12 protein-coding genes and 1 pseudogene are annotated in these 13,161 nt (G+C 71.3%); 3 read left to right on the top strand and 10 right to left on the bottom strand.

The genetic code is table 11. The features are described from left to right. Nucleotides 1–62: 62 nt before the first annotated feature. Together PYR72_RS06140 and PYR72_RS06135 are read right to left on the bottom strand one after the other, a co-directional pair. On the bottom strand, nucleotides 63–1,190 hold the full coding sequence (locus tag PYR72_RS06140; RefSeq protein ID WP_275454291.1) for a histidine kinase: 1,128 nt from the start codon (nucleotides 1,188–1,190) through the stop codon (nucleotides 63–65). Continuing rightward, a complete protein-coding gene (locus tag PYR72_RS06135; protein WP_275460340.1) occupies nucleotides 1,187–1,849 on the bottom strand; it encodes a response regulator transcription factor in 663 nt (220 codons plus the stop codon). Before PYR72_RS06135 ends, PYR72_RS06140 begins: the two co-directional genes overlap by 4 nt. A gap of 274 nt (nucleotides 1,850–2,123) precedes the next feature. Between PYR72_RS06135 and PYR72_RS06130 the strand changes: the two genes are divergently transcribed. The 3 genes from PYR72_RS06130 to PYR72_RS06120 all read left to right on the top strand — a co-directional run bounded on the left by PYR72_RS06130 (nucleotide 2,124) and on the right by PYR72_RS06120 (nucleotide 5,634). Next, nucleotides 2,124–2,438 carry a glyoxalase/bleomycin resistance/dioxygenase family protein gene (locus PYR72_RS06130; protein WP_275454290.1) on the top strand — a complete coding sequence of 105 codons (315 nt, stop codon included), beginning with the start codon at nucleotides 2,124–2,126 and terminating at the stop codon, nucleotides 2,436–2,438. Between the two features lie 477 nt (nucleotides 2,439–2,915). Then, on the top strand, nucleotides 2,916–3,599 hold the full coding sequence (locus PYR72_RS06125) for an ABC transporter ATP-binding protein (protein ID WP_275454289.1): 684 nt from the start codon (nucleotides 2,916–2,918) through the stop codon (nucleotides 3,597–3,599). 19 nt (nucleotides 3,600–3,618) lie between these two features. Next, nucleotides 3,619–5,634, top strand: coding sequence for an FtsX-like permease family protein (locus tag PYR72_RS06120; protein WP_275454288.1), 2,016 nt, complete (start codon nucleotides 3,619–3,621; stop codon nucleotides 5,632–5,634). A gap of 51 nt (nucleotides 5,635–5,685) precedes the next feature. On the opposite strand, the gene PYR72_RS06115 is transcribed toward PYR72_RS06120, so the two are convergent. From PYR72_RS06115 to PYR72_RS06080, 8 genes and pseudogenes are all read right to left on the bottom strand, one after another. Further along, nucleotides 5,686–6,147: a hypothetical protein gene (locus PYR72_RS06115; protein WP_275454287.1), complete on the bottom strand. Its 462-nt coding sequence runs from the start codon at nucleotides 6,145–6,147 to the stop codon at nucleotides 5,686–5,688. A 235-nt stretch (nucleotides 6,148–6,382) separates the two neighbouring features. Next, nucleotides 6,383–7,300, bottom strand: a complete 918-nt coding sequence (locus PYR72_RS06110) for a ribosome-inactivating family protein (RefSeq protein WP_275454286.1) — start codon at nucleotides 7,298–7,300, stop codon at nucleotides 6,383–6,385. Between the two features lie 273 nt (nucleotides 7,301–7,573). Further along, the gene (gene infA / locus PYR72_RS06105; RefSeq protein ID WP_013006194.1) at nucleotides 7,574–7,798 is read right to left on the bottom strand and encodes a translation initiation factor IF-1; all 225 of its coding nucleotides are present in this window, start codon (nucleotides 7,796–7,798) and stop codon (nucleotides 7,574–7,576) included. Next, nucleotides 7,795–8,586: a GNAT family N-acetyltransferase gene (locus PYR72_RS06100; RefSeq protein ID WP_275454285.1), complete on the bottom strand. Its 792-nt coding sequence runs from the start codon at nucleotides 8,584–8,586 to the stop codon at nucleotides 7,795–7,797. Before PYR72_RS06100 ends, infA begins: the two co-directional genes overlap by 4 nt. A gap of 203 nt (nucleotides 8,587–8,789) precedes the next feature. Then, nucleotides 8,790–9,285 (bottom strand): annotated as a pseudogene (locus tag PYR72_RS06095) (GNAT family N-acetyltransferase). 112 nt (nucleotides 9,286–9,397) lie between these two features. Then, the gene (locus PYR72_RS06090) at nucleotides 9,398–10,231 is read right to left on the bottom strand and encodes a PIG-L family deacetylase (protein WP_275454284.1); all 834 of its coding nucleotides are present in this window, start codon (nucleotides 10,229–10,231) and stop codon (nucleotides 9,398–9,400) included. 252 nt (nucleotides 10,232–10,483) lie between these two features. After that, nucleotides 10,484–10,939, bottom strand: a complete 456-nt coding sequence (locus PYR72_RS06085; protein WP_275454283.1) for a (2Fe-2S)-binding protein — start codon at nucleotides 10,937–10,939, stop codon at nucleotides 10,484–10,486. Nucleotides 10,940–10,961: 22 nt separating this feature from the next. Continuing rightward, nucleotides 10,962–13,112 carry a molybdopterin cofactor-binding domain-containing protein gene (locus tag PYR72_RS06080; protein WP_275454282.1) on the bottom strand — a complete coding sequence of 717 codons (2,151 nt, stop codon included), beginning with the start codon at nucleotides 13,110–13,112 and terminating at the stop codon, nucleotides 10,962–10,964. Nucleotides 13,113–13,161 lie beyond the last annotated feature (49 nt).

Genomic DNA, 13,161 nt, shown 5'->3' with positions numbered 1-13,161 from the left:
TGAACGCGTACCTGGCCCATGGGTCGCCCCGCCGTTCACTCGGCGGGGCGATTCGCTTTCCGTCAGGAGTCCCGGTCGGCCGGAATCCGCAGACTCACCTCGTAGCCGCCGTCCGGGGTGGGCCCGGAGCGAAAGGTGCCGTCGAGGAGTTCGGCGCGTTCTCTGAGACCGATGAGGCCCTGCCGGGAGCCGGGGAGGGGCAGTGAGGGGCGGGTGGGGGGTGTGTTCGTGATGGTCACGCCGAAGGTGGCGCGGTCGTCGGCGCTCCAGAGCCGTACGGTCGCCCGGGCACCCGGGGCGTGTTTGCGGACGTTGGTGAGGGCTTCCTGGACGGTGCGGTAGACGGTGCGCTGTGCGGTGGTGCTCACCTCCGGCGGGAGTTCGCCGGTCAGCTCGGTGTCGATGCCGCTGCTCCCGACGAGTTTGTGCAGGTCGGCGAGGGTGGGCTGCGGGGTGAGTTCGGTGGCCCTGCCCCCGGAGGCACGCAACAGGGTGACCATGTGCCGTAGTTCGTCGAGCGTGTCCACGCTCAGGGAACGGATGGTGCGCGCCCCCTCCTTGAACGCCGGGTCGATGGCGGCGACCTGGAGGGCCCCGGCCTGCACGGCGATCAGGCTGACCTGGTGGGAGACGACGTCATGCATCTCACGGGCGAGCTGGGCGCGTTCGTGCGCGAGCACGGCCTGGGAGTGCAGCAGGCGCTCGTGCTCACGCGCCTCCTCGATCTCGACGATACGGCGGGCCAGGTCCCGGCGGGCCTGCACGAGCTGGCCGAGCAGGACCGGGGCCGCGGCGGTGGCGAGTGTGTAGAAGAAATAGACCAGGGTCCATGCTCGGTCGTGCGCGCTGAGGTCGCTCAGCGGCCACGGGGTGGCGGAGGCCAGCGCGAACATCACGGCGCAGGAGACGAGCAGCCGGCGGTTGCGGGAGCGTTCGGCCAGCGTGAACAGGGCGGCGAACGGGGCGAACACGATGTCCAGCATGAGGGTGGCGGGAAGCGCCAGAAGGAAGACCGGCAGGGGGAAGCGCCGTCGCACCACGAGAGCGGCGCACGCCAGCGCGGCCATGCCCTGGGAGACGGGGGTGGAGTCCTCCAGGCAGAACAGGACGTCCACGACAGCGATCGCGACGACCACGAGGTCGAGCACCCGATCCGGGATCCGCGCCCACCAGGCTCGCGGCGCGGTCACCGCCCCGCCTCGGCAGGCCGCTGCCGACCGTCGAGCAGCCCGGCCCGCTGGGCGAGCAGGGCCGCCTGCACCCTGCCGGCGACCCCGAGCTTGCCGAGGATCGCGCTGACATGGTCCTTGACGGTACCCGCGCTGAGATGGACGACCGTACCGATCTCGGCGTTGGACAGTCCCTCCGCCACCAGCAGGAGGACCTCGCGCTCACGTTGGGTGAGCAGGCCGAAGCGGACGACGTCCTCGTCGTCGACGGTCGCGGCGCGGGGATGGCTCTGCCAGACGGCGCGGGACGCCTTCGGTGACATCACGACCCCGCCCGCGGCCAGCGTGCGTACGACCTGGGCGAGTTGGTCGGGCTCGGTGTCCTTGAGCAGGAAGCCGGCCGCACCCGAGCGCAGCGCGGTGAGGATGTACTCGTCGGCGTCGAACGTCGTCAGCATGGCCACCACCGGCGGGTCCGGGAGGGCACACAGCTGCCCCAGCACGGTCAGCCCGTCCACGTCCGGCATCCTGATGTCCAGCAGCACGACGTCGGGAGCCTCCCGCCGTACGGTGTCGACCGCTTCGGCACCGACCGCGGTCGCGACGACGTCGATGTCGGGGGCCGCGTTCAGGATGAGCCGGAAGCCCGAGCGCACCAGCGCCTCGTCGTCGACCACCATGACCCGGATCACTCGCGCTCCGCCTCGTCGTAGTTGTGCGTACGTTGCGGGCCGTACGTCGCTGCTGATTGTCACAGGATCGACCGTGGAACGGGAACCGCCGACAGGAACGGATCGCACGGACACTCCCGGTCCCGAACCGCCTGACGTCGCGTCCGCCCCGGGGCCCGACCGCCCCGTAGCGCGCGGCTCCGCGTTCGCGGCACTCCGTCCGGTTCATGCCGATCGTCGTCGCGTACCGTTGATCATCGTCCCCGTCGGAGGACAGGAGCCCATGACCCACGCGCACTCGGCCCGCGTCACCCTGCTGGTGCTGTACTCGCCCCGGCTCGAGGAATGCCGGCACTTCTACCAGGGGCTCGGCCTGAGCTTCGCGGCGGAGCGGCATGGCCAGGGGCCCGCGCACTATGCCGCCGTCCTGGGCGACGGAGTGGTCTTCGAGCTCTATCCGGCCCGCCCGGACCGGCAGACCGACGCCCTGCGTCTGGGCCTGCGGGTCGACGGCACGACCTCCACTCCGCCGCTCTCCCCGGGGCGCCATCTGCTCACCGACCCCGACGGCCGCACCGTCGAGGTCCACTCCACCTGAGCAGGGTGATCTCCGGTACGTGGCCCGCCCGTAGTCCGGCGCTCGGCGACCGGCGGTCTTCATGCCGATCACCCCCACGCCCGGGTGCGGTCCCGGCCCGAGCATGAGCAGTGGCAGTGGCAGTGGCAGTGGCAGTGGCAGCGGCAGCCGAATCGGCCGAATGGTCGAGGGAACGGTGGGGGTGGCTCCCCGATCCTGACCGTTCGGCCGAGGCGAGTGTCCGGGCGCGTGGGCGAGATTGGAGCCGTGTCCCCACCACGGACATCCGGAGCACGCGCTGCGGTGCGACAGGTTCCTCCCCGGCTGGGCTCGGAACCGTAGCCGTAGTCGTAGCCGTAGCCGTAGCCGGAGTCGCCCTCGTCCGCATCGGCGCCCGGAGCTACGGCGCCGCCGCCGGCATCCCGGGGCGTGCGGCCAAGGCCCGCGCCACGAGCGTCACCCGGACATCAGAGCACGGAGAAGGAGCCACGACGCCCCATGAACACGGTCCTGGCCGGACACGGCCTCGTGAAGAAGTACGGTTCCACCCGCGCCCTCGCCGGCGTGGACGTGGAGATCCGTGAGCGCGACTCACTGGCGATCATGGGCCCGTCGGGATCCGGCAAGTCGACCCTGCTGCACACCCTCGCCGGGATCGTCCGACCCGACGCCGGCCAGGTGCTGCTGGGCGGCGACCGCATCGACAACCTCGGTGAGAACAGGCTCAGTGCCCTGCGCCGCAAGCGCTTCGGGTTCGTCTTCCAGTTCGGCCAGTTGCTGCCCGAACTGCCCGCAGAGGAGAACGCCGCCCTGCCGCTGATGCTGGAGGGCGTACCGCGTGCCGAGGCCGTCGTCCGGGCCCGCCGTTGGTTCATGCCTCTAGGGCTGGAGGGTCTGGAAGGCCGTCGGCCCGGTCAGCTCTCCGGCGGGCAGGCCCAACGGGTCGCCATCGCGCGCGCCCTGGCCGTCGAACCGGACGTGGTCTTCGCCGACGAGCCGACCGGTGCCCTGGACCAGCGCACCAGCACGGAGGTCGTCCAGCTGCTGACCTTTGCGACCCGGCAGACCGGCGCCGCCCTGGTCATGGTCACCCACGACGCGGACGTGGCCGCCCACTGCGACCGGGTCCTCCAGGTCCGTGACGGCCGCATCAGCGGCCACACCCAGTACACCGTCGCCTGATCCCGCAGGAGCGCTTCCCATGCCTTCCCCCGTCCTGCCCCTGACCTGGCACCTCGCCAGGTCCTCCGGCCGCCGCGGCCTCCAGGCCCAGCTGCTCGCGGTCGGCGCCGCCGCGGTCGGCGCGTTCCTCCTGCTGGTGATGACCGCCGCCGCTCTCGGCGCGGGCGCCCGCGCCGATCACACGGCCTGGCGCACCCCCGACTCCGTACCGGCGAAGCGGGCGACGGCCGTCCAGGCGACGACCGTGACGTACGTACGCCGGGAACCCGTCACCGTCGTCAGCCTGGCCCAGTTGCCCGGGCGGGAGCGGACGCCCGCGCCACCCGGTGTCCAGCGCTTCCCGAAGGACGGCGAGGTGTATGTCTCGCCCGCCCTGGCAGCTCTGCTCCACGATCTCCCCGCGAACCAACTCGCGGACCGCTTCGCCCAGTCGACGTCCTACGGCACCATCGGCACCGCCGGTCTGGCCTCGCCCGACGACCTGGTCGCGGTGGTCGGCCGGGCCCCCACCGCCGCGGCCGTCGCCCCACATGACGACCTGCTGAACTACTACGACGAGGGGCTCACCGAGCGCGCCCCGATCGCCGGGTTCACCGGCACGAAGGCCGACCTGTTCACCGGCAGCGACCAGGGAACCGTGCTGCTGGGGGTGGTCCTTCTCGTCATGCCGGTCGTGGTGCTGGCCTCGGCCGCCGGCCGGCTCGGCGCGGCCCGGCGCGAACAGCGGCTCGCCGCGCTGCGTCTGGCCGGGGCGACACCGCGGCAGATCCTCGCCATGACCGCCGTCGAGGCGGCGGGGGTCGGCGCGGCCGGCGCCCTGGCCGGCGCGCTCGCCTACACGCTGCTGCTGCCCGCCCTCGCCGAACTCCCCTACGGTGTCGGCGCCTGGTACACCGGACAGTTGTGGGTGGGGCTGCCCTGGCTGACGGTGATCGTGCTCGCCGTCACCGTGCTGATCACACTGAGCGCGGTGACGATGCTCCGCCAGGTGGCCACCTCCCCCCTGGGCGTCGCCCAGCAGGCGAATCCACGCCGCACCCGCGCGATCCGGCTGGTGCTGTTCCTCGCCGCCCTCGCCTACATCTGGATCTCCACCGGCGACAGCGGCCAGCTGAACGCCCGGCAGCTGATCGCCCTGCTGGTCCTCTTCTACGGAGCCTTCTGGCTGTTCGGCCCCTGGGTCGTGGACCGTCTGGGCCGGCTGGTGGGCCGTCGCGCCAAGCGCCCCGCCACGCTGCTCGCCGCGCGCCGCCTCAGCGACGACCCGCGCGCGGCCTGGCGCACCGTCAGCGGGCTGGTGCTGGCGGGGTTCGTGGCCGGATTCTTCTCCATCAGCACGCTGGGCGCACAGGGCACGAGTCATCAGGGGCAGGTGGCCGTGATCACCGCGAACGCCGCCGACGCCCGGCACGCCGCCGGTGAGGCCCGGGCACTCCTGCGGAAGGCGGGAGTGAGGGCGAACGTCACCGTGACGAGCGAGGACGCGTACGACAGTCTGCTCGGCGGCATGGACGGCGTGACCGTCCAGGTCTCCGGCGGGCAGGCACACATCGACACCGCCGTGACGGCGTTGACGCCCCTCGGCTCGGGCAGGTATCCGCTCACACAGGAGTACGTGTCCGCTGCCGACGACACCGTCACCGCGCGTGTCGCCACGGTCAGCACCGCGACCCTGGTCGTGAGCTTCCTCGTCGCCGCAGCCTCGGCGGGCCTCACCTCGGCCGCGAACGTCCTGGACCGGCGTCGGGTCTACGGCTTGCTGAGGCTCGCCGGGACCCCGCTGAAGGTGCTGGACAGCGCGCGGGTCCGGGAGACGGTCATCCCGTTGGCCGTGCTGGCCGGCGGCACCACGGCGATGGGGGCCTTCGGAGCCATGCAGCTCAACAAGGTCGCGGGCACGACGATGAACACCTCCGGTGCCGTTCAGCTGGTCATCTGTGGCGTGGTCGGCGCGCTGGCCATGATCGCCGCGATCGCCGGCAGCAGGCCGCTGCTGCGGAAGGTGACGGCGGGCCCCGTACAGACGGCGGACTGACCCCGCCCCGAGAGGCCCGTCCTCCCCACGAGGCCGCCCGGGGCCGGAGGCTCAGCAGGCGATGACGTACCAGACCGGGGTCCAGAAGACGTCGTTCTTGGCGGGAGCGTCGATGGAGAACATCCAGGCGCCGTTCGCGTCGTAGAAGTGCGCCCTGGTTCCCGGAGTCTGGTTGTTGTGGAGGGATCCCCAGCCCACGAGGTTGGGCAGCGTGTACGTCGTGCCGCATACGGTGTAGTCGAATCTGTTGCCGTTCCCGCCCTTTCCGCACACGTAGTAATAGGCACAGTTCAGCGGAGCGGCGAGCGTGCTCGCCCGCGCCTCGCCGGGTACGACGGCGTTCTTCATCTGGGCCGCCGTCAGGGACGGCTGACGGGCGTCCTCGGACGTCAGGATGCCGTTCGTCCCCGGGACGCCGCTGCTGTCGGCGGCCGCCGTACCGTCGAGCCCGAGCGTCGAGGTCACGATCGCCGCCGCCGCGAACAGCGCCGCCGCCAACTTGCGTACTGACATGTGGAGGTCCCTCTCTCTGACGTCAACTCGCCTTCCAGGCAGGGCGATCGACGGTCCTTCACCATCGGACACCGGGCCGGAACAGACAACCCCTGAGCAAAGGACGACTCCATCGCCGCCGCCACCGACGTCAAGTACCCGGAGTCCGACCACGCCCCCGTCGTGGCCACCTTCGGCTTCGACTGACGCCACGCGGCGGCGGCACGAGAGTCGACCCGGCGCCGGCGGTGCCGGGTCAGCGGGGGCGTGATCCGCTGGCCAGCTCCATGTAGAACACGTAGGCGATCAATTGCTGGAATGTGGCGAACGTGCGCTGGAGGTCGCGTGTGCCGATGGTGAGGGGAGGTGTGCCCGCGTTCTGGAGCACCCGGTAGAGCCAGTTGGAGATGGTTCCCCAGTTCTGCTGCAGGTTGACGTTCTCCGCGCCCATCTGGGCGCCGCCGGTGTGGTAGTCCCGGATGTTGGTCCGGATGTTGTCGAAGATCCGGCCGAAGCGGGCGGCTTCGGACGTGGCCTGGATGATCATGACGAGGGCCTGGCTCAGCACCGCCCTGCCGTTCTGGCTCTGCAGGTGTGAGTTGGCCCGGCCCAGCTGCTGCAGGGCGTTGTCGAGGCGCAGGCCGTTGATCTGGAGGTTGCTGCGGCTGCCCTGGTCACCGGCGTTGCCGGAGAAGCCGGTGTAACTGCCGCTCCACGGGAGCGTCGTGGACTGGATGCGGAGCAACTCGTTGAACCTGGCGCGCCGGGGCTCGTTGAAGGCGTAGTGGCCGCCGCCCGCCCCTGCCTGGTAGAAGCCGGCCAGGTACAGGTCGTTGGTCCAGAAGTACAAGGCGCCCACGTAGGTGCCGTACCGGTGCACGCTGACCTGGAAGAGGGCGTTGCCGTTGGTGGTGGTCTCGTCGAGGGTGTCACGGAAGAAGTCGTGGCCGGTGACGCGATGCATCGCCGCGACCATGTTCCAGTACTGCTGGTGGGGGTCCTGGCCCCCGTTCTCCAGGTCGTCGATGACCCAGTCGTGCACGGTGAGGATCCGGTCGGGATCGGCGGACGCCGCCGGAGCGGAGAGCCCCACCAGGCCGATCGATAAAGCCAACGCCACCAGGGCGCCTACTGCGCGTTGTCCCGCTCGGGCGAGAAATTTCAGAGGGAACATGACAGGTCTGCTTCCTTCACGTGGCGAGTCGGCCGACGCACACCGACGACCGAGCAGCGGCCCCCTTACGGGGCGGGTCTCCTCGACGCTAGGGCCGGGCTCGACGCCCGGGTCGACTGTCGGTGCTCCGGTCCTTGCCTCACAGCGCACAGTGGGCGAACGATCACCCGGAGCGACCGCCGGTGCGAAGCCGGCCGCTCCCGCCGACGCCCCGGGACGCGGAAACCGCGTCCCGGGGCTCACGATCAGCTGTCGAGCCAGGGGCTCGCGGCGCTAGTTCCGGTACCGGAACACGATCCGGCCGCGCGCCAGGTCATACGGCGGCAGCTCCACCAGCACCCGGTCCTCCAGCATGATCTTGATGTAGTTCTTGCGGATCTTCCCGCTGATGTGCGCCAGCACCTGGTGGCCGTTCTCCAGCTCCACCGTGAACATGGCGCTGCGCAGGCATTCGACGACCTTGCCCTCGACCTCGATGACGTTCCTGTTCCTCGTCATCGCACCAGCTCCAGGTTGCTGCTCATGGGCCGGGCGCCGATGCCCTCGAACAGCGCCCTCGCCGCCCGGTTGGACTCCTGCACCTCGGTCCAGGCCGTCGCGAACCCGGATGCGTGGAGTGCCCCCAGCGCGTGGGCGAGCAGTGCCCGTGCGATACCGCGGCGCTGCTCGCCGGCCCGGACCGCGAGCAGCCCGATGCGCGGCCGGATCGGGATCACCACCCGGATCAGCCCCAGGTAGCGGTCCGGTGCGGAGGCCACCGCGTACTTCGACGGGTCGACGATGCTGTCGCCCTCCGGAAACGGAATCACCTCCGCGGGCATCGACTGCCACCCGGCGCCCGCCTCGACCTCGTCACGGACGGCACGGTCCACCGCTCGCAACAGTCGCTCGTCCGCCTGCCCGGCAGGCACGATGCGCACGCCGGACGGCGGCCGGACCGTCCGCAGCCCTGTGACGTGCGGGTCGGTCGGTACGGCGTACTCCCACTCCCGGCGCCGGACCGTGAAACCGGCCCCCCGCCAGCGAGCCGTCAGCTCGACGTCCGCTTCGTCGACCACCGTGTGCAGCGGCCCCGGCAGTCGCGCCAGCATCGCTTGCGCGAGCCGGTGGAAAGCGGCGTCGTGCCAGGCGTCGATGCTGACGAACAGACGCCCGTCGGCCCGGTGTTGCGCATGCCCCCGCCCGACGACCAAGTCGTCGTCCAGCGCATGCCATTGCCCGTCCGCGACACGCGTGATCTGCACCGCGTTCTCGCTCAGGCCGGATGGGAAAGGCTGTGTGTTCATCGGAGTCTCCCTCCAGGAGTGCCTCGATCTCAGGCGCTCCCGGCGACACCGAACGTCAGCCGCCGAACCGTGACGGATCGAGGGAGCACCCACGGGTAACTGTGTTCACGGGGACTCACCTCCTACGACGACTTCACGGTCCGCCGCGACGGTAACAGCCGGACTCCCTCGCGCTCAAAGCCTTTTGCGGGAGCGGGCGTGGACTACGGCCGGCGCGGCAGATCCCGTCGGTACCAGGTCCCCGACTTTCCGCCCAGATCGGCCGGTTCGGCCGGACCCGTCCTGACGAACCCGGCCTTGACCAGCACCCTTTGGGACGCGAGGTTCTCGTGGGCGGTCGCGGCCCGGAGCGTGTGCAGCCCGTGCCGTGACGCCGCGAGCAGGCACAGCTGCCGTACCGTCGCGGTCGCCACCCCGCGGCCGGTGACGTGCTGCGCGACCCGGTAGCCCAGCACCGCAGTCCTCGATGTCGACCAGGTTGAACCTGCCCAGTACGGAACCGTCCTCGGCGAGCAGCACATGGAAGGCGCAGATGCCGGCCTCCTGCTCGGCCAGAAGGGCGTGGTACCGGTCGGCGAACCGGTCGAAGAAATCGTCACCACGGTCGGTGACCGAGGCGGCGAAGTAGGCACGGTTCGCACGCTCGAAGGCCAGGACCGCCGGCGCGTGCCGCACGTGCAGCCGCTTCAGCTCAGGCATGCCTCGACCCTAGCGGGACGGCGCGGCGGGGCTGCCCGATTTCTCGCCGGTGACGGCCGGGGGCGCGACCCTGCAGGGCCGGCGCTCTCCCGGTGGGGACGACGGCGGCGGATCAGCGCAGTCCCGCGAAGAGGTCGTCCTCGGGCAGGGCCGCGCCGGTGGGGTCCTGGACGCGGGCGAAGGTCTCCACGCCCATGAACCCGCCGAACCGCTCCTTGCCCATCTTGAGGAAGAAGATGTTCTCGCCCTGACTGGCGTGCGCGGCCAGCGAGTCGTACTTCTGGTCACTGAACGCGGTGGTGTCCACCCAGGTGCTGATCTCGTCGTCCGGCAGGCCGATCTTGGCCATCGCGGCGACCTCGGCGGGGTCCGGCTCCGGCATCTCCGGATGGAACTCGCGCATGATCTCGCCGAACCGCTGCATCATGGAGCGGGGCATCGTGGTCCAGTACACCTTCGGTGTCAGGTCCGTCATCTCCAGTGCCGCCATCGTGATGCGATGGGCCTGGATGTGGTCGGGGTGGCCGTAGAAGCCGTTCTCGTCGTAGGTGACGACCACGTCAGGGCGGTAGTGCCGCATGAGTTCCGCGAGCCGGGCCGCGCCCTCCCGCACCGGGGTCTGCCAGAAGGATCCGGGGGCGTCGTTGCTCGGCCAGCCCATCATTCCGGAGTCGGCGTAGTCCAGCGTCTCCAGATCGCTGATCTTCAGGACCTCACAGCTCGCTTCCAGTTCCCGGCGGCGCATCGAGGCGACGGCCGCGGGGTCGTGCCCGGGATCGCCGGGCTTGACGCCGCCCGGACCGTCACCGCATCCGCCGTCGGTACACGTCACGAGCACCGTGCGGACACCCTCCGCCGCGTACCGCGCGAGGACCCCTCCGGTTCCGGTGGCCTCGTCGTCGGGGTGGGCGTGCACGGCCATCAGCGTCAAGGGACGGTCGCTCATGAAAGAAGTCCTCCAGCGGACATACGTGTCGGTCCGAGCACGTGGCGGGCATGCCTCGGCTCTCCGTGGGTCTAACCGTGACGGCCGTACCGACTGTTCCCGGCACCGCCGCTTGTTCCCGGCGGCCGCGTCCCGGCCTCGTCCGGCCCCCGGCCGGCGCCCGCAGGGGCCCCGAGCACGCCACGACTCGGCGCCCGCCCCCCTACGCGGAGGCGAGGGCCGAGTCGTGCCGCAGGGCGCCCCGGGTGGCAGTCAGCCGCTCGCCGCGGCCTTCTTGATCGCTTCGCGGATCCGGGAGTACGTCCCGCAGCGGCAGACGTTCTCGATGCGGTCGATGTCCGCGTCGGTCGGGTGGGACGTCTTCTTCAGCAGCGCCACCGCGGCCATGATCTGACCCGGCTGGCAGAAACCGCACTGCGCCACGTCCCGGTCGAGCCACGCCTGCTGCACGGGGTGCAGCTCGTCGCCGTCGGCCAGCCCTTCGATCGTGGTGACCTCACGGTCCGCGCAGTCGGCGACCGGAACCACGCAGGGCTGGATCTCCCCGCCGTCGAGGTGGCTCGTGCAGGCGCGGCAGACGCCGACACCGCAGCCGTACTTGGGGCCGGTGACGTTCAGCATGTCCCGCAGGACCCAGAGCAGCGGCATGTCGGCCGGTGCGTCGACCGTGACCGGCTTCCCGTTGAGGACGAAGGAGTAGGAGGGCATCGGTACCTTTTCGGAGATCGGCTCAGAAGTCGAGCGGGAAGCGGCGGGGCTTGGTTCCGGTCGCCCGGGCGTAGGCGTTGGCCACGGCTCCCGCCGCCGCGGGGACACCGAGTTCACCCGCCCCGCCCGGCTCCCGTCGGGAGGGCATGATGTGCGCCTCGAAGCGCAGCGGGGCGTGTCGCTGGCGGGCGTACCGGAAGTCGGCGTAGCTGCTCTCGCGGACGGCGCCCCGGTCGATGTGCAGGCCGGCGTGCAGGACGGTGGAGATGCCGTCGATCGCGGTGCCCATGAGCTGGGCTTCGAGCCCCCGGGGATTGACGGCCGTTCCGACGTCGGCCGCCATCACCGCCTTGGTCACCCGCGGGTTCTTCGGGTCCGTGGCGTCGATCTCGACCAGGCACGCCACGCACGAGCCGTACTCCTCGTGGACCGCGACCCCCTGCGCCCGGCCTTCGGGCAGGGCGCGGCCCCATCGCCCGGCGTCGGCGACCTTGTCCAGTACGGCCTTGACGGCCTTGCTCCTGAGCGTGGCGCGTCGGAAGGCGACGGGATCCTTGCCCAGGCTCCACGCGACCTCGTCGACGACGATCTCCTCCGCCGTCCGCATGGTCCCGGAGTCCACCGACCGCCAGGCGCCGAGCGGGATCGCCAGGTCGACCGAGCCCGAATCCCCGGTGACACGGCCGAAGTTGTACAGGCCGCTGTCACTGGGCAGCGGACCGGCTGCGCGGGCGACCGCCCGGCTCACCCGGCCCTGGACGGGCCCCCGGGCGCCTCCCTGGCCGGAGAGTCCCTGTTCCTCGTACGCCTCGCTCACCGAAGCCATCGTGTGGGCGAACGCCACCACCCTGCCCCGTGCGTGGCTGGCCCGGATCCGGTGGTGACTGGCCGGGCGCATCCTGCCGTGCCGGATGTCGTCCGCCCGGCTCCACATCAGTTTGACCGGCAGGTGTGCCGCCTTGGAGATGAGCGCGGCCTCGATCGCGGCGTCATGGTTGAGCCTCCGCCCGAAGGAGCCGCCGCCCCGTACGACGTGGACCTTCACCTTCGACGCGGACAGTCCGACCTCCGAGGCGATGGTGTCCCGCGCGTCCATCGGAGACTGGGAGGAGAACCAGATCTCGGCCCGGGTCGCGCGGACGTCCGCCACCGCGGTCAGCACCTCCATCGGGGCGTGCCCGACGAAGGCGAACTCGAACTCGGCCTCGGTCTGCGCCGAACCGCGCGGCGGGGTGCCGAGCCGGGGGACGGCGGCCCGCAGCCGTGAGCGGATCGCGGCGTCGGAGAGCGGCACGAGCGGGCCCGGGGCCCAGGTGATCCGCAGGGCGTCCCTCGCCTCGAAGGCGTGATGGAACGTCTCCGCCACCACGGCGACCCCGCCCGCGATCTCGACGACCGCGTGGACGCCGGGCATGCCCCGCGCGGCCCGGGAGTCGACGGAGAGGGCCTTCCCGCCGAGCGTCGGCGGCCGGGCCACCACGGTCGGCTTGGCCCCGGCCACGGTCAGGTCTCCGGTGTAGTCGGCCTTGCCGGTGACGATGTCCCGGGCGTCGATCCGGGTCGTCGCCTTTCCGATCACCCGGTGCCGGGAGGCCGGCTTGGGTGTGGCCGACACGGCCGGCCGGCCGATCCCCGCGGCACTCGCGGTCAGCGAGCCGAAGGTGGCCTTGCGTCCGTCCGGTGCGACGACCTCGGTGTTCCGCGTCCTCAGGGTCCGCGCGGGCACCTTCCAGCGCCTGGCCGCCGCGGTCACCAGCTTGGCGCGCGCCAGGGCGGCCAGCTCGCGGGCCGGGCCGTAGAGCGAACTGACCGAACTCGAACCGCCGGTGAACTGGTTGCCCCGCGCACGGGCGTCGGCGAGCGGGATCTCGACGTCGGCGAGCCGGGCGTCCAGCTCTTCGGCGATCATCATGGCGACCGCGGTGGTGACCCCCTGGCCGACCTCGACGCGGGGCAGTCGGACGACGACCTTGTTGGCCTTGGTGACCTCGAGAACCAGCATCTCCTCGTCGGCGCCGGTCACCAGGACGTCGGACGGTCGGCGCGTGACGTCCGCGGAGGGCTCGGCTCCTTCCGCCGGCGCCGCGTCGCAGCCCAGCGGCGCGGCCACGGTCAGGGTGGACGCCGCGAGCGTGTAGACGACGAACTTCCGGCGGGACAACTGACGCGCCAACGAACGCCCCTCTCCGAGTATCCCCGTGCTTCGACTGGTCTGAGGGGCC

It is taken from the genome of Streptomyces sp. VNUA24 (assembly GCF_029167005.1).
Classification (GTDB): Bacteria; Actinomycetota; Actinomycetes; order Streptomycetales; family Streptomycetaceae; genus Streptomyces; species Streptomyces scabiei.
The sequence above is the reverse complement of the archived record's forward strand: the minus strand, read 5'-3'. Positions and strand labels throughout refer to the sequence as shown.